At 72.1% G+C, this 16,226-nt stretch carries 16 protein-coding genes; 6 read left to right on the forward strand and 10 right to left on the reverse strand.

Annotated features, from left to right (window positions below):
- Positions 1 to 21 precede the first annotated feature (21 nt).
- Entirely contained in the window at positions 22 to 843 is an 822-nt protein-coding gene (locus tag ABZ848_RS08790) for an aldo/keto reductase (RefSeq protein WP_360827534.1), read from the forward strand.
- Here ABZ848_RS08790 and ABZ848_RS08795 read toward each other — a convergent pair.
- Genes ABZ848_RS08795 through ABZ848_RS08830 form a run of 8 tightly spaced genes read right to left on the reverse strand, consistent with a single transcriptional unit; the run spans position 836 to position 8,124 of the window.
- The gene (locus ABZ848_RS08795; RefSeq protein ID WP_360827537.1) at positions 836 to 1,666 is read right to left on the reverse strand and encodes an NAD(P)-dependent oxidoreductase; all 831 of its coding nucleotides are present in this window, start codon (positions 1,664 to 1,666) and stop codon (positions 836 to 838) included. The genes ABZ848_RS08790 and ABZ848_RS08795 overlap by 8 nt on opposite strands.
- Entirely contained in the window at positions 1,666 to 2,205 is a 540-nt protein-coding gene (locus ABZ848_RS08800; protein ID WP_360827540.1) for a DoxX family protein, read from the reverse strand. Before ABZ848_RS08800 ends, ABZ848_RS08795 begins: the two co-directional genes overlap by 1 nt.
- Positions 2,202 to 3,110 (reverse strand): alpha/beta fold hydrolase, encoded by a 909-nt coding sequence (locus tag ABZ848_RS08805; RefSeq protein WP_360827543.1) that lies wholly within the window; start codon positions 3,108 to 3,110, stop codon positions 2,202 to 2,204. Before ABZ848_RS08805 ends, ABZ848_RS08800 begins: the two co-directional genes overlap by 4 nt.
- Entirely contained in the window at positions 3,107 to 4,765 is a 1,659-nt protein-coding gene (locus tag ABZ848_RS08810; RefSeq protein WP_360827546.1) for an OB-fold domain-containing protein, read from the reverse strand. Before ABZ848_RS08810 ends, ABZ848_RS08805 begins: the two co-directional genes overlap by 4 nt.
- A 19-nt stretch (positions 4,766 to 4,784) precedes the next feature.
- Entirely contained in the window at positions 4,785 to 6,146 is a 1,362-nt protein-coding gene (locus ABZ848_RS08815) for a cytochrome P450 (RefSeq protein WP_360827549.1), read from the reverse strand.
- Positions 6,147 to 6,159: 13 nt separating this feature from the next.
- Positions 6,160 to 6,351: a ferredoxin gene (locus ABZ848_RS08820; protein ID WP_242767568.1), complete on the reverse strand. Its 192-nt coding sequence runs from the start codon at positions 6,349 to 6,351 to the stop codon at positions 6,160 to 6,162.
- Positions 6,352 to 6,387: 36 nt separating this feature from the next.
- Positions 6,388 to 7,248, reverse strand: a complete 861-nt coding sequence (locus tag ABZ848_RS08825) for a mycofactocin-coupled SDR family oxidoreductase (protein ID WP_360827552.1) — start codon at positions 7,246 to 7,248, stop codon at positions 6,388 to 6,390.
- A gap of 60 nt (positions 7,249 to 7,308) precedes the next feature.
- Positions 7,309 to 8,124: an NAD(P)-dependent oxidoreductase gene (locus ABZ848_RS08830; RefSeq protein WP_360827555.1), complete on the reverse strand. Its 816-nt coding sequence runs from the start codon at positions 8,122 to 8,124 to the stop codon at positions 7,309 to 7,311.
- A gap of 198 nt (positions 8,125 to 8,322) precedes the next feature.
- On the opposite strand from ABZ848_RS08830, the gene ABZ848_RS08835 reads away from it, so the two are divergent.
- Positions 8,323 to 9,534, forward strand: a complete 1,212-nt coding sequence (locus tag ABZ848_RS08835; RefSeq protein ID WP_360827558.1) for a CoA transferase — start codon at positions 8,323 to 8,325, stop codon at positions 9,532 to 9,534.
- Positions 9,535 to 9,774: 240 nt separating this feature from the next.
- Here the strand turns inward: ABZ848_RS08835 and ABZ848_RS08840 are convergent, their stop codons facing one another.
- Positions 9,775 to 10,689, reverse strand: a complete 915-nt coding sequence (locus ABZ848_RS08840) for a LysR family transcriptional regulator (RefSeq protein WP_360827561.1) — start codon at positions 10,687 to 10,689, stop codon at positions 9,775 to 9,777.
- A gap of 153 nt (positions 10,690 to 10,842) precedes the next feature.
- Here ABZ848_RS08840 and ABZ848_RS08845 point away from each other — a divergent pair, with 153 nt between their 5' ends.
- The 3 genes from ABZ848_RS08845 to ABZ848_RS08855 all read left to right on the forward strand — a co-directional run bounded on the left by ABZ848_RS08845 (position 10,843) and on the right by ABZ848_RS08855 (position 13,742).
- The gene (locus ABZ848_RS08845; protein WP_360827563.1) at positions 10,843 to 12,084 is read left to right on the forward strand and encodes an MFS transporter; all 1,242 of its coding nucleotides are present in this window, start codon (positions 10,843 to 10,845) and stop codon (positions 12,082 to 12,084) included.
- Positions 12,085 to 12,150: 66 nt separating this feature from the next.
- Positions 12,151 to 12,987, forward strand: coding sequence for a TauD/TfdA family dioxygenase (locus ABZ848_RS08850; protein ID WP_360827566.1), 837 nt, complete (start codon positions 12,151 to 12,153; stop codon positions 12,985 to 12,987).
- Positions 12,984 to 13,742, forward strand: a complete 759-nt coding sequence (locus ABZ848_RS08855; RefSeq protein WP_360827568.1) for an SDR family NAD(P)-dependent oxidoreductase — start codon at positions 12,984 to 12,986, stop codon at positions 13,740 to 13,742. The genes ABZ848_RS08850 and ABZ848_RS08855 overlap by 4 nt, the downstream gene beginning before the upstream one ends.
- A gap of 63 nt (positions 13,743 to 13,805) precedes the next feature.
- On the opposite strand, the gene ABZ848_RS08860 is transcribed toward ABZ848_RS08855, so the two are convergent.
- Positions 13,806 to 14,534, reverse strand: coding sequence for an enoyl-CoA hydratase/isomerase family protein (locus ABZ848_RS08860; RefSeq protein WP_360827571.1), 729 nt, complete (start codon positions 14,532 to 14,534; stop codon positions 13,806 to 13,808).
- Between the two features lie 132 nt (positions 14,535 to 14,666).
- Between ABZ848_RS08860 and ABZ848_RS08865 the strand changes: the two genes are divergently transcribed.
- Positions 14,667 to 16,220: an AMP-binding protein gene (locus ABZ848_RS08865; RefSeq protein WP_360827574.1), complete on the forward strand. Its 1,554-nt coding sequence runs from the start codon at positions 14,667 to 14,669 to the stop codon at positions 16,218 to 16,220.
- The last annotated feature ends 6 nt before the right edge of the window (positions 16,221 to 16,226 follow it).

Genomic DNA, 16,226 nt, shown 5'->3' on the forward strand with positions numbered 1-16,226 from the left:
CTCGCAAGGAAAGCAAGGCACATGACCATCCCCACCGTCACCCTCAACAACGGCGTCGAGATCCCGCAGCTCGGCTTCGGCGTCTTCCAGATCCCCGACGCCGAGACCACCGCCGCGGTCACCGCGGCCCTTGAGGCCGGCTACCGCAGCATCGACACCGCCGCGATCTACGGCAACGAGGCGGGCGTCGGCGCCGCCCTCGCCGCTTCGGGCATCGCCCGCGAGGACCTGTTCGTCACCACCAAGCTGTGGAACGCGGACCAGGGTCACGACGCCACGCTCCGGGCCTTCGACACGAGCCTCGGCAAGCTGGGCCTGGACCACGTCGACCTGTACCTGATCCACTGGCCCACGCCGGCCCGCGACCTGTACCGGGATTCCTGGCGGGCCATCGAGAAGCTGGTCGCCGACGGGCGGATCCGTGCCGCCGGTGTCTCCAACTTCCAGCCCGCGCATCTGCGTCGGCTGCTGGAGGGGAGCTCACTGGTGCCGGCCGTCAACCAGATCGAGCTGCATCCCGGCCTCCAGCAGCGCGAACTGCGCTCGCTGCACACGGAGTCGGGCATCGCCACCGAGGCCTGGAGTCCGTTGGCGCAGGGCGCGGTCCTCGACGATCCCGCGATCACCGCCGTCGCAGCACGGCACGGGAAGTCGCCCGCCCAGGTGGTGCTGCGCTGGCATCTTCAGCTCGGCAACGTCGTGATCCCGAAGTCGGTCACGCCCGCGCGTATCCGGGAGAACATCGACGTCTTCGACTTCGCCCTGGCGGACGAGGAGATGACCGCGATCGCCCGGCTGGACCGCGGTCTGCGCACCGGGCCGGACCCGGACGCGCTCAACTGACCGTCGGGCGCTGCTGGTTCATCAGGGCGAGTGCGGCCCCGGCGGCCGAGGTGACGATGTCCGCCTCGGCCCCGGCGGCCGCGGCCACGTCGGTGACCAGCCGGACGTCCTTGCGCAGCAGGGGTCCGGCGTGGGCGGCGAAGCGGTCCAGGGTGCCGCCGGCCGCCGCGACCCTGGTCATGGCGAAGCTGCCCGCGCTGCCGTTCGCGAGGACCTGGGCCAACGCCGCCTGGTCGATGGCGAGTTCGCGCCCGAGGGCGAGGGTGTCGGCGGCGGTGGCCAGGTTGGCCGTGAACAGCACGTTGTTGAGGAGCTTGGCCAACTGGCCGGTGCCCAGCGGGCCCATGTGGACGACCGGGTCGCCATAGGTCGCGAACACCGGGCGGCAGTAGGCCACCGTGCCGGGCTCGCCGCCCACCATCACCACCAGCCTGCCCTCGGCCGCGGCCGGCCCACCTCCGCTGACGGGGGCGTCGATCAGGGTGACGCCGTGGGCCCGGGCGCGGTCGGCGAGGCGGCGGCAGGTGTCGGGGTGGACGGTGCTGTGCACGGCGATCACCCCGCCCTTGCGCAGGCCGGCCAGGACGCCGTGCTCGCCGGTGAGCACCTCCTCGACGTCGGCGTCGTCGACGACGCACACGCACACCAGGTCGCTGTTGACGGCGAGTTCGGCGGGAGAGGCGGCGCGCTTGGCGGGCGTGTCCGCGAAGGGGACGAGGCTCGCGGGGCGGCGGGCCCACAGGGTGGTCTCGTGGCCCGCGTCGATGATCCGGCGGGCCATGGGGGCGCCCTGACTGCCCAGTCCGATGAAACCGACGCGCATCAACTGGCCTCCTGCTCAACGGGGTTGGGGGCGGGCGCGGGCCGCGGGGCGGGCTTCGGGCGCCAGAAGGTGGCGAGCAGGCCGGCGGTCGCGACCACTCCCACGCCGAGCGCGATGCCGCCGCCCGCCCAGCCGGTCACGTCGATACCGGCCGCCTCGTCCAGGGACGCGCCGCCCGGGCCCAGTACCGCCAGTGCCAGGGACACGACGGCGAGCGTGAGGACGTACTCGTAACCCTCTTTGAAGACGAAGAAGCCGTTGGGGCGGTGGGCGAGGACTCCTGCGACCAGCATGACCGAGATGACGGCCGCGCAGGCCAGCGGGGTGAACAGGCCGATCAGGAGGAGGGCGCCGGCGCCGATCTCGGTGAGGACGCTCAGCCAGGCCTGGAGGGTGCCGTGGGTCAGGCCCAGGCCGGTGAACCAGCGGGCGGTGCCCGCGATGCGGCCGCCGCCGCGCCAGTGGTTGAGGCCGTGCGCGATCATGACGACGCCCAGGATCAGACGCAGCAGCAGTGCGACGGCATCCGTCTCGTTCATCCCGCTCTCCCTTGTCGTGGGGGTGCGGCGATGGCGGCCTCCCGGGTCACCGCGCACTCCTCGGCGAACGACAGCACCTTCAGGTGGTAGGCCCGGGCCGAATGCCCGAGGCTCAGATTGTGCCCGCTGTCGGGCTGTTCGTTGACCCTCACGCGTGGGGATGCGGTGAACAGCGAGGCGATGTCGGCCAGGGCCGCGGGGCCCGAGCTCCACACCTCCTCGTGCTCGCCGAGGCTGAACTGCACGGGGACCCGCACCCGCGCCGCCAGCTCCGGGAACTCGTACCGCCAGCCGCGGGCCGCGGACTCGTAGGCGGGCGAGGCGGCGGCGATGCTCGCGCCGCCGTGCACCTCGGGCGGATACAACTCCCCTGTTCCCCACAGTGCTTGGCGCAGCCGGTCGCGCGCCCGGAGCAGGTCCTTGTCGCCGAGTTCCAGGAAGGCCACCGAGCGCGGGTGGTGGTGGCGCCCGGTGCCGGCGATCTCCAGGCCGAGCAGCCCGTGGCCGCGCACGTCCGCGGCCATCCGCACGGCGAGTTCGCTGCCCGCCGAGTGGGCCAGCACGAACACGCCCGCTCCCGTGGGGCGGGAGGCGAGCAGGCGGTCCAGGACCGCGTGGGCGAGGTCCACCCGCCGTGCGGGGTCGGTGAGTTCGCGGGCGTGGGGCAGGGAAGCGCCGTAGCCGGGCCGGTCCAGGGCGACGACGGTGAAGCCGAGGGCTGCGCCGGTGCGCAGGAGTGAGAGCCGGGGGTGGCCCGGGCAGTCGAAGTAGGCCGAATCGGTCGCGCCGCCGTGCAGGGCGAGGACGACGGCCCGGGGCTGTCGTACCCAACTCGCCCGGTACGACAGGGAGATGCCGTCGATGTCGACCGCGCCGGGCACCACGTCGGGATGGCTTTCTGTCACGTGTCCGTCCTGAGGAGCAGGACCCCGCTGGGTGCGAGTCCGCCGGTGCTGACCACCGCGACCCGCGCCCCGGGTACCTGGCGTGGCCCGCCCTCGCCGCGCAGTTGGACCATCGCCTCGTGGACGAGGCCCATGCCGTGGGTGCGGCCGTGCGAGAGCTGGCCGCCGTGGGTGTTGAGGGGCAGGACGCCGTCGCGGGCGATGTTCTTGCCGCCGTCCAGGAAGTCCTTCGCCTCGCCGATGCCGCAGAAGCCCAACGCCTCTATCCAGGAGAGGCAGTTGAAGGAGAAGCCGTCGTAGAGCTCGGCGACGTCGACGTCGGCGGGGCGCAGCGAGGTGCGGGTCCACAGGTGGGCGGACTGGCCGACGGTCTGGGGTTCGTGGGTGAGGGTGCTCTGGTCCCATTCGACGCGCTCGACGAGCTGGGTGCCGACGGCCTCGACGAGGACGGGCGGCTTGGCGAGGTCGCGTGCGGTGTCGACGGCCGAGACGACGACGGCCACGGCTCCGTCGCAGGGCACGTCGCAGTCGTAGAGGCCGAAGGGTGTGGTGATGGAGCGGGCGCCCAGGTAGTCGTCCATGGTCATCGGGTCGCGGTAGATCGCGGTGGGGTTCAGGGCCGCGTTGGCGCGCTGGTTGAGGGCGATCCAGCCGAGGGTCTCGCGGGTGGTGCCGTAGCGGTGCATGTGGCGCTGGGCGTTCTGGGCCAGGGTGTGGGCGGCGGAGGTGGCGCCGAAGGGCTTGAGCCAGCCCGCGTCTCCGCCGACGGGCAGCGGGATTTTGCCCTGCTTGACGAGTTCGCCGTAGGTCGACTCCCACACGGTGCGGAAGCACAGCACGTGCCGGGCGAGGCCGCCGGCGATCGCCAGCATCGCCGCGACCAGGGAGCCGCCGGGGCCGAAGGTCTCGCTGCCGCCGTTGTACCAGGTGGGGCGGATCCCGAGGGCCGACTCCAGGGCGAGGACTCCGCCCTCGGCGAAGCCTCCGAAGGCGCCTGCTCCCGGGTAGGCGGCGAGGCCGTCGATGTCGTCCAGGGTGAGGCCGGCGTCGGCGACGGCGGCCTCGCAGGCCTGGACGGTGAGGGAGAGCGGGGGAACCATCAGGCGGCGGCCGATCGGTGAGGCGCCGACGCCGGTGAGGGCGACCTTGTCCTCGAACTTCTCCGTGGTGAGCACGGGCCGGATGTGGCGCCGCACCTCGTCGGGTTCGACCTCGTCGGCGGGCAGCGGTGCCGGTTCGCCCTGTTCGGCCGTGGGCCGGAACAGCGGCAGCCACACCTCGCCGGCCTGCTCGAAGACGACCTCCATCCGCATGCCGAGGGCGAGTTCGCCGGGGTCGCAGTCGACCGTGTTGGTGGTGAGGCGGATCCGCCGGTCGTCTTCGAGGGCGACCTGGGCGACGACGTACGGCGACGGCAGTCCGGGCGCGCTGAAGCGGTGGCTGACGGTGAAGCCGATCAGGGTCGCGTACCCGGAGACGGCCCGTACGCCCAACTCCTGTGCCCGGCAGTACCGGCAGACGGGCTGCGGCGGGTGGATCAGGGAGCTGCACGAGGTGCACTCCTGGATGCGCAGCCGGCCGTCCGCCCCCGAGGTCCAGAAGAACTCGTTCTGGTCGGTGATCAGGGGCAGCGGGCGTCCTGGGTTTGCGGCCACCACTCGTCCTCTCCTGTGTTCAGCGTGCGGTGTCGGCGCGGGCCGTCCGGACGACGGGTTCGGCCAGGCGCTGTTCGTCACAGGCCCGTTGGAGGGTCTCCAGCGTCTCGTCGAGGGAGGGGCCGAGCCGTTTGCCGGGGGTGAAGGTCGCCGGGAGGTGGCGCATGCCCTGGATGATGCCGATCGTCTCGTAGTGGACGGTGCCCTCGGCGTCGCAGCGGTAGTCGGGCATCCGGTCCAGTACGGCCGTCACCATGCGCTTGAACACCGTACGGGCGACGTTCGAGCCGATGCAGCGGTGGATGCCGAGGCCGAAGCTGCTGTGCCGGTTGCCCTTGCGGGCCAGGTCGACGCGGTCCGGGTCGGGGAAGACGGAGGGGTCGCGGTTGGCCATCGCCCAGGACAGCCACAGTCGTTCACCCTCCTCGAAGCGCTGGCCGGCTATCTCGCAGTCGGCGGAGATCGTGCGGCCGTCGCCCGGTGCGGGGGCGTAGAAGCGCAGGAACTCCTCGGTCGCCGAGTCCAGCAGAGTGCTCCGCTCCCGGCTGAGGCGGTCCCGCTCAGCGGGATTGAGTGACAGCCACTCCAGGGCGTGCGCGGTGAGCGCGGTCGTGGTGTCGAAGCCGCCGCCGATGAGCAGGGCGAGTACGCCGACGAGCTCCTCGTCGGGCGGGTTCCTGCCGTCGATCTCCGCGCGTACCAGGGCGTCGATCAGGCCGGGCCGCGGGCTGCGGCGGACCTCCTGGAGCGCCATGTACAGGGAGATGCCCATGTTCCGGCTCAGTTCGGCGACGCGGGGCATGTCGGGTGAGTCGGGCGGGGTGTAGACGGAGGCGTGGGCGGGCTCGTTGTAGACCGTCCAGTCCTTGAGCGGGATGCCCATCATGGCGAGGGTGAGGACGGCCGGGACGATGTTGGCGAGGTCGTCGACGAAGTCGATGCCGCCGTCCTCGATCTTCTCGTCGAGGCAGGCACGGACGACCTCGTCGACGAACGGCACCCAGCGGGCGACGGCGGCCGGGGAGAGGTACGGGTTGAGGGCCTGGCGGTAGTGGCGCTGCCCGGGCGGGTCCATCTCCAGGAATCCGCCCTGCACTTCGGCGGCGCGCGGCGGGGAGGGGATGGTGATGCCCTTGTAGCCGCGCCGCTCGCCCTTCACGTCGTGGTCGTTGGAGAGGAACTCGGCGGACCGGGCCAGTTCGAAGACCTCGCGGTTGCCGCTGGCGACCCAGTGGCCGCCGTGGGTGTCGGTCCAGGCGATGGGGCACTTGCCCTGGAGTTCGTGGGTGATCTCCTCGAACTCATGGCGGTATTCGGGGGTGTGCCGGTCGAAGTGCACCCGGTTTTTCTTGCGGTCGTCGTTGCTGAGTGCCTCGCTCACGGGGCCTCCCTTGTCAGAAGATCTGGATGGCGCGTTCCGGGCACGAGTGCGCGGCTTCCCGCACGTCCTCCTCCTGATCGGCCGGTACGTCCTCGCTGACGGCCGAGGAGTGACCGTCGACCTCGTCCAGCTGGAACGACTTCGGAGCGGTCATCCAGCAGAGCGTGTGGCCCTGGCAGCGCTCCGGATCGACGCGGACCTTCACGGCTTGCCTCCCTGTGACGGTGGGGGTTCCTGCGGTTCAGCGGCGCCAGTCGTACCACTTGATGTAGCCGCCGGCGTCCACGCGGAGCTGGGTGCCGGTGATGTAGCGGGCCTCCTCGGAGGCGAGGAAGAGCACGGCGTTGCTGATGTCGCGCGGCTCCACGAACCGGACCGGCATGGCCTGTTGCACGGCGAACGCGGGCTCGGCGTCCTCGCGGGTGGGGTGTTCGAGGTCGGGCCGGAAGGACTCGTACATCGAGGGGTTCTGCAGCATGTGCGTATCGACGTTGGTGGGGTGCACGACGTTGGCGCGCTGGTTCAACGGGGCCAGGTTGCGGGCGAGTTCGTGCACGTACTCCGACAGGGCGCGCTTGGCGAAGGCGTATCCGGCGCCGCCCGGGTTGTTGCCGGGGTCCTGGACGATGCCGTGGTCCATGAGCGCGGCGGTGGAGCCGGTGGCGATGACGGAGGCGTGCTCGCGCAGGTGCGGCAGGGACACCTGGATGGTGTTGATGGTGCCGATCAGGTCGACGTCGATGGCGTCGCACCAGGCCTGCATCTTGGGCTTGCCACGCAGCGGGGCGATGCCCGCCTGTGCCACCACGATGTCCAGGCCGCCGAGTTGGTCGAGGCCCGCGCTCAGGGCCTCGCGGAGTTGGCCGGTGTCGCGGACGTCGGCCTGGCGGGCGACGATCCGGCGCCCCTGCGCCTCCACCAGCCGTACCGTCTCCTTGAGGTCCTCGGGGGTGGCCATCGGGTAGCGGACCGTCTCGAAGTCGCGGCAGATGTCGACCGCGATGATGTCGGCGCCCTCCTCTGCCAGCCGTACGGCGTGGCTGCGCCCCTGCCCGCGTGCCGCGCCGGTGATGAACGCGACCTTGCCATCGACTCGTCCCATCGGGGGTTCCTTCCTTGGTGGTTGTTCCGCGGCCCGAGGTGTCCCGCCCGGGCCGCTCGCTCAGCCCGTGCCGGCCGGTGCGACGGCGTCGGACAGGGCGTCGAGGGCAGGGGCGAGGGCGCCGAGGTCGGCGCCCAGCTGTCCGGCGACCGCGCGCACGACGTCGAGGTCCTTGCCGAGGAACTCCCTTGTCGTGCGGGCGAATTCGGTGACCGAGCCGTGGCGTACGACGCCGGCGAGCGCGCGGCTCGACGCGCTGCCGTTGGCGAGGGCGTCCAGCAGGAGGCTCTCGTCGAGGCCCAGTTCGCCGCCGAGGCGGACCGCGTGGGCCAGCAGGCCGATCTGGGCCGCGAAGACGGTGTTGTTGACGAGCTTCACCCGCTGGCCGGCGCCGAGCGGGCCGACGTGCAGGACCGGGTCGCCGTAGGTGCGCAGGACGGGCCGGACGCGGGCGACGGGGTCGTCGTTGCCGCCCACGAAGAGGGTGATGCGGCCTGCGGCGATGTCGTGCGGGCCGCCGCTGACCGGGGCGTCGACCACGTCGACGCCGTGCCGCTCCCCCTGTGCGGCGACGGCTTCGGCGGTGGCGGGGCTCCCGGTGGTGTGGAGGACCAGGACGGCCCCGGCGGGCATGGTGTCCAGGAGTCCGCTGCCGAGGCAGACTTCACGTACCTGGTCGTCGGTGTGCACGCACACCAGGACGGTGGCGGCGCCTTCGCCGGCCCGGGCGACCTCGGACACGATCCGGGCGGGTTCCGGCTCCAGCGCGCGGCGGGACTCGGCGCTCCGGCCGAGGACCTGTACCTCGTGACCTGCCCCGGCGAGCCGTCGCACCATCGGCAGGCCCATCCGGCCGGCGCCCACGACTCCGATCACAAGAATCTCCCTTCCGAATGCGAGAACCATACTTTCGCCGCTGGACTGCCGGAAGTCCCGCGCAGCGACTTTGTGTCACGGCGCGACAAGTGAGGGCGAGGCGGCTCCGAGGTCGTGACGTTGACCAGCCCCGCCGCTATGGTTCTCAAATCGGAGAACTTCATTTTCACGGTCGGGACGGGAAAGGGAGTGCGTCGGATGAGCGGTGGCCCGCTGGACGGGATACGGGTCCTGGAAGTGGCGATGTACGGGTTCGTCCCGTCCGCCGGTGCGGTGCTCGCCGACTGGGGCGCGGACGTCGTCAAGGTCGAGCACGCCGTGAACGGCGATCCGCAGCGGGGGCTGCGGCAGACCGGCGCGTTCAAGGTGGAGGGCGATCCCAATCCCAACATCGAGCACGCGAACCGGGGCAAGCGCAGCATCGGTCTCGACATGGCGCGGGACGAGGGCCGGGAGGTGCTGTACGAGCTGACCCGGCGCGCGGACGTGTTCCTGACCAGCTTCCTGCCGTCCGCGCGGCGGAAGTTCGGCATCGACGTGGACGACATCCGCGCGGTCAATCCGCGGATCGTGTACGCCCGGGGCAGCGGGCTCGGCCCGCGGGGCCGGGAGGCGGACAAGGGCGGCTACGACATGACGGCGTTCTGGGCCCGGGCCGGCACGGCGGCCAGCCTGACGCCGCCGGGGGTGGAGGGCATGATCCCGCCCCCGGGGCCGGCCTACGGCGACACCATCTCCGGCACGAACCTCGCCGGGGGCATCGCGGCGGCCCTGCTCAAGCGGGAGCGCACGGGTGAGGCACCGGTCGTGGACGTCTCCCTGCTCGGCAGCGGAGTGTGGGCGCTGGGACACGGCATCGCACTCTCGCTCCACCTCGACAAACCGATGGTCGCGCCGCCGCTGGGCGGCCACGGCTCGCCGACCAACCCGCTGTCCGGGCTGTACCGCACCTCCGACGACCGCTATCTGGCGTTCGTGATGATGCAGCCGGGCAAGTTCTGGGCGGACGTGTGCCGGCACGTCGACCGGCCCGAGCTGGCCGAGGACCCGCGCTTCGCCACTGGTGCGGACATCGCCGCGCACACCGAGGAGGCGGTGAAGATCCTGCGGGAGGTGATCGCCACCCGCACGCTGGCCGAGTGGAGCGAGCGATTCGCGACGCTGGCGGGGCCGTGGGCTCCGGTGCAGGACTCCCTGCAGGTCGGCTCGGACGCGCAGGTCAGGGCGAACGAGTACGTCGTACGGGCCGGGGAGCTCGAACTGGCCGCGAATCCGGTGCAGTTCGACGTGACCGCGCCACAGCTGGGCCCCGCCCCGGAGTTCGCGGCGCAGACCGAGGAGATCCTGCTGGAGCTGGGGCTGGACTGGGAGCGGATTCTGGCGCTGAAGATGGCGGGGGCGGTGAGCTGACCGGACCGATGAAGCGGCGGCCCGGGCAGCCTGGGGTCACGGCCGCGCCGGGCGCGTGCCGGTCACGATCCGCGGGAGCCGCTCCGGGGCGACCGGCCGGGCAACACCGAACCCCTGCCCGAGCCCGCGATCCACGCGGATCCGCCCGGGAACGCCTGACCGGTCAAGTCGGTGCGTCCGCGACGGCCCGAGCGGACGGGGCAGAGCGGCGCACCTGCTTCGGAGAAGGTGACGTAGCGGCTATCGCGCCCACTTCGGCGTCCACGTGTCGCTGTCGAACCGAGGTGAGCCGAGGTGGGTGCGGAGCAGGGCGAGGGCCGGGTGCGGGTTGTCCGTGCGCCAGATCAGCGAGTGCGGGTACACCGGTGTCGGGTCGTGGATGGGGATGCGGCGCAGGTCGTGGCCGGCCGGCCAGACCATGCGTGTCTGCTCGCCGACGAAGGTCGCGAGGTGCGGGGAGTCCGCGATCGTGTCCAGGAGCGGCTCGGCGCCGAAGTCGGGGCCGGTCACCTCGATGGTGATGCCGAACTCGGCGCCGAGGTCGTCGTAGAAGGCGGCCCATTCCGTGCCGGCGTCATTGCCGGGCATCCAGATCCGGTGCCCGGCCAGCCGGGCCGGGGTGATCGTGCGGGCGGCGGCGAGTGCGTGGGCGGGTCCGGTGAGGAGCTGGACGGGTTCGTCGTGGACGCGGGCGCTCTCGACTCCGTCGGGCAACCGGCGCTCGGTGAGCGCACGGAACGACGCGTCGATCGTGCCGGAGCGGACCGCGGAGATCGCCGCGTCGGCGTCGAAGAGGGTCACCACGTCCAAGGCGACTTCGGGGTGGGCTCGGTGGAAGTCCCGTACCAGGTCGGCCGGGGCGAGCCGGCGGCCGATCACGTCGATGCGCAGGGCGCGCCGGCCGGGGCGCACGGAGGCCGCGGCCCGCTCTTCGGCCGCCAGCAGCTCGCGGGCGTGCGGCAGGAAGACCTGCCCGTCGACGGTGAGCCGCGCACCACGCGCCGTACGCGTGAACAGCCGCGCCCCGAGGTCCTTCTCCAGCGCGGCGACCCGTTTTGAGACGGCCTGTTGGGTGACGTCCAGGGCGAGGGCGGCCTCCCGGAACCGTCCGGCGTCCGCGACGGACACGAAGGTGCGCACAGCGTCGAGATCCACGGGCTCCTTTCTACATGTCCGTCGAGAGCCGCGGGTCTTCTTCCCCGACAACTTCCGGTTGTACGGCGTCGAGCGTGTCGGTTGTTTGCCCGTGCGCCGCGCGACCGGCTTTGATGTCGCCGGTCGGCATTCGGGCGGGGCGGGGAGACGGGCATGCGGGGCGGGCGATCGCTGGGGCGGCGGTTCGGGTGGCTGTGGACGGCGTACGCCGTCAGCGCGCTCGGGACCTGGCTCGCCTTCGACGCGTTCTCGCTGATCGCGGTGATGGTGCTGCACGCCGGGGCGACCGAGGTGGCGGTGCTGTCGGCGGCCGGCCTCGCGGTGGGAGCGGTGGTGGCGACGCCGCTGGGGCCGTGGATGGAGTTCCGGCGCAAGCGGCCGGTGATGATGGCCATGGACCTGGTCCGTTTCGCGGCGCTGCTGACCGTTCCGGCCGCCTTCGCCCTCGGCGGCCTCACCTTCGTACAACTTCTGGTTGTGTCGGTCGTCGTCGGAGCGGCCGACATCAGCTTCACCGCGGCCAGTGGGGCCTTCCTCAAGTCGCTGCTGCCGCCGGAGGACCTGCTGGCCGCGAACGCGCGGTTCGAGGCGACCCAGTGGACCGCGACCATCCTCGGGCCGCCGCTGGGCGGGGCCGCGATGGGGCTGTTCGGGCCGGTGACGACCGTGCTGGTCAACGCCGTCAGCTTCGTGCTGTCGGCGCTCGGCATCCGGGCCATCGGCGGGACCGAGACGCCTCCGGCGCGCAAGGGCCCGGCGCCGGCCGGCGGGCTGCTCGAAGGGTGGCGGTACATCCTGGGCCATCCGGTGCTGCGGCCGCTCTTCTTCAACACCGCGCTCTACAACGCCCTGATCATGGTGTCGCTCCCGCTGCTCGCCGTGCTGATGGTGGGCGATCTGGGGTTCACCGCCTGGCAGTACGGCCTGGCGTTCTCCGTGCCGAGCCTCGGCGGTCTGCTCGGGTCGTGGCTGGCGCGGCGGCTGGTGCCGCGCTTCGGGGAGCGCCGGGTGCTGCTCACCTCGGGATGGCTGCGGGCCTGCTGGCCGATCGGGCTCGCGTTCGTCGGGCCCGGCACGCCGGGGCTGGTGCTCGTCATGGCCGTGGAGCTGGGGGTGATCACGTCCTGCGCCGTCTTCAACCCGGTGTACGCCACCACACGTCTGCGGCTGACGGACCCGGACCGGGTGGCCCGCACGCTGTCGGCGTGGTCGGTCACCAACAAGGCGGCCACCGCGGGGATGACCGCGCTGTGGGGTTTGCTGGCCGGGGTCACGGGCCCGCGCGCGGCGATCGCGATCGCGGGTGTCCTCGCCCTCGCCACACCGCTGCTGCTCCCCCGCCGTATCGAGCCCGTCACGGAGATGGCGCGGCTGCGGACGGACGGAGTACGCTGATCCGAAAACGCCATTCTCTCTGAGAGAGAAGGCGCTTGACGGAATCGAGAGAAGGGCCGCACCCGAATGCCCGTCACCGTCACCGAACCCACCCCCGCCACCGGCGTCGAGATCACCGGGCTCTCCGGGAGCCGGCTGGTCGACCGGGGTGTCGCCGAGGAATGCCTGGCCGCGCTGGAGCGGCGCGGGGTGGTGATCTACCGCGAGGCGGACATCGACGACGACGATCTGGTCGCCTTCAGCCGCCTGCTCGGCGAGGTCGTCCCGCTGCCGATGGGCGGCCACCCGACCCACCGGGAGATCCAGCGGATCACCCGCGACCCCTCGAAGAGCCCGCTGGCCGCCTACCGCGAGTCCACCTTCCACTGGCACATCGACGGCACGACGGAGCAAGTGCCCAATAAGGCAACACTTCTGACGGCACGCCAGATATCCGGCGACGGGGACGGCGACACCGCGTTCGCCAACACCTTCGCCGCGTACGAGGCGCTGCCGGAGGCGGAACGCAAGGAGCTGGACGGGCTGCGGGTCGTGCACAGTTTCGCCGCCTCGCAGCTGCTGGTGACACCGGATCCGTCCCCGAAGGAGCGGGCGGCCTGGGACCGCAACCCGTCCCGCGAGCACCCGCTGGTGTGGACCCGGCGCAGTGGCCGCAAGTCACTGCTCATCGGCGCGACGGCGGGCGAGATCGTGGGCAGGCCCGCGGACGAGGGCCGCAAGCTGCTCGACCGGCTCCTCGACCACGCGACCCGGCCGGAGTTCACCCTGCGCCACCGCTGGCGCCAGGGCGACCTCGTCATCTGGGACAACACCGGGATGCTGCACCGCGCGCTGCCCTACGGACAGGCGTCTTCCCGGCTGATGCACCGCACCTCGCTGCTGGGCGAGGAGGCGGTGGCATGAGCGAGCGGCGTATCGCCCTGGTCACGGGCGGCGGTTCGGGCATCGGGCGCGGGATCGCGCAGCGGCTGGCGGAGGACGGCTTCGCCACCGCCGTACTCGATCTGAACGGGGAGGCGGCCGAGCGGGTCGCCGCGGAGTCACGGGAGAAGGGACACGAGGCAGTCGCCTTCGGGGGCGTCGACGTGTCCGACCGAGCGCAGGTCAATGACGCGGTACAGCGGGTGCGGGAGACACTGGGCGGGCCTGTGCTGGTGCTCGTGAACAACGCCGGGGTCAGTGACGTCGGGCGGTTCCTGAAGATCAGCGACGAGACGTGGAACCGGGTCATGGCCGTGAACCTCGACGGGCCGTTCTATCTCTGCCAGGCGGTCGTTCCCGACATGCGGGAAGCGGGCTGGGGCCGGATCGTGAACATCTCCTCGTCGAGCACGCACTCGGGACAGCCGTTCATGGCGGCCTACGTCGCCTCGAAGTCGGGGCTCGTGGGGCTCACCAAGTCCCTCGCGCTGGAGCTCGGTCCGGACGGGATCACAGTGAACACCATTCCGCCGGGCTTCATCGACACCCCGATGCTGCGCGACTCGGAGGAGCGCGGGCTGCTCGGCGGCTCGGTGGACCATCACGCGGAGCTGACGCCGGTACGGCGGCCGGGGCGGCCCGAGGACATCGCGGCCGCCTGCTCGTTCCTGGTGTCGGAGGAGGCCGGGTACATCACCGGGCAGGTGATCGGGGTCAACGGGGGCCGGAACACCTGAGCGGGGCCCAAGGGACCGGGCGCTCGTGCGGTCCCGCGGGTGGGCGCCCGGCCCGCCCGCACGTCACCGCCCGCTGGCCCCGCGGTTCATCACGCGGTCCGCCGCCTCCCAGTGCGCGTCCGCCGCCCACAGGCGGGCGAAGGCCCGTACCGCCTCGTCCGCCGAAGTGCCCTCGTCCACCACGCGCTTGATCTCCGCCGCCGGGCCGGTGGCGAGGGCCCGGGCGAGGGAGCGCCACTCCTCCTCGAAGGCGGCCCGCGGCACGACCCGGTCGACCAGTCCGAGGCGCTGCGCCTCGGCCGCGTCGAGCACGGTGCCCGTGCCCGCGAGCATGAGCGCCCGGCCGCGTCCGACGAGGGCCGCGAGCCGTTCGGCGCCGCCCCAGGCGGGCATGATCGCGAGGGTCACCTGGTTGAAGCCGATCCTGATGTCGTCGGCGGCGACCCGGATGTCGGCGGCGACGGCGACCTCGGCCCCGCCGCCCAGGGCATGGCCGTTGAGGGCGGCGATCACGGGCGCCGGGAAGGCCGCGATGCGGTCGCAGATGCCCCGCATCCGCCGGGCCATCGCCGCCGCGTCCTCCTCGGTGCGGATCGCGGCGAGTTCCTTGAGGTCTCCGCCGGAGACGAACGCCCGGTCGCCCGCTCCCCGGATCACCAGCGCCCGGGCGCCGGCCGCCGCGTCGAGCGCCTTCTCCAGCTCGTCCATCGTGGCGAGCGAGATGGCGTTGCGGGCGTGGGGGCGGTCGATCGTGAGGACGGCCAGGCCGTCTTCCTGCGCCAGGTCGATCACTCGATTACCCCCACGATCAGTCGATTGTCCCCGAGGGATATTGGCATTCTCCGATTCGGAGAATAGCGTATGCGCCGCTGGTCGCCGCAAGCCTCAGGCTCCGCAGAGCCGCCGAACCGGAGGTAGCCGCAGATGCGAAAGATCCCCGCCGAGCTGGTCGAGCGCTACGAAGCGGAGGGCTGGTGGACGCGGGACACGATCGGTGACCTGCTGGCCCGGGGGCTGGCCGGGGCACCGGAGGTCGAGTTCCGGGTGCACTCGTCGGTACGGCCGTGGTCCGGGACCTTCCGGGACGTCGAGGGCGTCGCGCGCAGGCTCGCGGGCGGGCTGCGCGAGCGGGGCGTGGGTCCCGGTGACACGGTCGCCTTCCAGCTGCCCAACTGGATGGAGGCGGCCGCGGTGTTCTGGGCCTCGGCCCTGCTGGGGGCGGCGGTCGTGCCGATCGTCCACTTCTACGGGCGCAAGGAGGTCGGCTACATCCTCGACGCGGTCCGGCCGAGCGTGTTCGTGGCCGCCGAGCGGTTCGGGCGGCTGGAGTTCCAATCGGACCTGTGCACGGAGGTGCCGATCGTGGGCGTGGTGGGGCGGGACGCGCCCCACCGGCAGCGCTTCGACGACCTGTTGGGCGACGAACCCCTCACCGGCGTCCTCCCGGCCGACCCGACCGGCCCCGCCCTGATCGCCTTCACCTCCGGTACGACCCGTGACCCCAAGGGCGTCGTCCACAGCCACCAGACGCTCGGCCACGAGACCCGCCAACTCGCCGCGAGCTACCCGCCCGACCGCGGCAAACAGCTCACCGCCGCGCCGGTCGGCCACTTCATCGGCATGGTGAACGCCTTCCTGATCCCGGTCCTGGAGGGCACGCCCGTCAACCTCACCGACGTGTGGGACCCGGCCCAGGCCCTCAGACTCATGTCGGCGCACGAGCTCCACATCGGCGGGGGCGCCCCGTACTACCTGACGAGCCTGCTCGACCACCCCGACTTCAGGGACAGCCACCTGCGCCACATGCGGCACGCCGGGCTGGGCGGTTCGTCGGTCCCGGCCGCCGTCACCACCCGACTGGCGGGCCTCGGTATCCACGTCTTCCGGGCGTACGGCAGCACCGAGCACCCCTCGATCACCTCCTCCCGGCACACCGCGCCCGAGCCCAAGCGGCTGTTCACGGACGGGGACGCGCTGCCGGGCGTGGAGATACGGCTGGCCGAGGACGGCGAGATCCTCAGCCGCGGCCCGGACCTCTGCCTCGGCTACACCGATCCGGCCCTGACGGAGCGGGCGTTCGACGAGGACGGCTGGTACCGCACCGGCGACATCGGGGAGCTGGACGAGGACGGCTATCTGACCATCACCGGCCGCAAGTCGGACATGATCATCCGAGGCGGCGAGAACATCAGCGCGGTCGAGGTCGAGGAGATCCTGCTGGGCATGGCGGGCGTGGCGGAGGCCGCGGTCGTCGCCGCGCCCGACCCGCGGCTCGGCGAACACGCGGCCGGCTTCCTGCGGATGCTGCCCGGGCACGCCCTGCCCACCCTCGACGAGATGCGGGCCCACTTCGAACGGGCGGGCCTGGCCCGGCAGAAGTGGCCCGAGGAGTTGCACCAGGTCGAGGACTTCCCGCGGACCGCGAGCGGCAAGGTGCAGAAGTTCCGTCTCCGTCAGGACATTGCCGTACGCAAGTGATGAGAA

This window comes from Streptomyces sp. NPDC047081 (assembly GCF_040643775.1).
Taxonomy (GTDB): domain Bacteria; phylum Actinomycetota; class Actinomycetes; order Streptomycetales; family Streptomycetaceae; genus Streptomyces.

Bases quoted from the DNA above. Each gene is read 5' to 3' on its own strand.
- ABZ848_RS08790 (WP_360827534.1), top strand. From the start codon at position 22: ATGACCATCCCCACCGTCACCCTCAACAACGGCGTCGAGATCCCGCAG.
- ABZ848_RS08795 (WP_360827537.1), bottom strand. From the start codon at position 1,666: ATGCGCGTCGGTTTCATCGGACTGGGCAGTCAGGGCGCCCCCATGGCC.
- ABZ848_RS08800 (WP_360827540.1), bottom strand. From the start codon at position 2,205: ATGAACGAGACGGATGCCGTCGCACTGCTGCTGCGTCTGATCCTGGGC.
- ABZ848_RS08825 (WP_360827552.1), bottom strand. From the start codon at position 7,248: ATGGGACGAGTCGATGGCAAGGTCGCGTTCATCACCGGCGCGGCACGC.
- ABZ848_RS08835 (WP_360827558.1), top strand. From the start codon at position 8,323: ATGAGCGGTGGCCCGCTGGACGGGATACGGGTCCTGGAAGTGGCGATG.
- ABZ848_RS08845 (WP_360827563.1), top strand. From the start codon at position 10,843: ATGCGGGGCGGGCGATCGCTGGGGCGGCGGTTCGGGTGGCTGTGGACG.
- ABZ848_RS08850 (WP_360827566.1), top strand. From the start codon at position 12,151: ATGCCCGTCACCGTCACCGAACCCACCCCCGCCACCGGCGTCGAGATC.
- ABZ848_RS08855 (WP_360827568.1), top strand. From the start codon at position 12,984: ATGAGCGAGCGGCGTATCGCCCTGGTCACGGGCGGCGGTTCGGGCATC.
- ABZ848_RS08865 (WP_360827574.1), top strand. From the start codon at position 14,667: ATGCGAAAGATCCCCGCCGAGCTGGTCGAGCGCTACGAAGCGGAGGGC.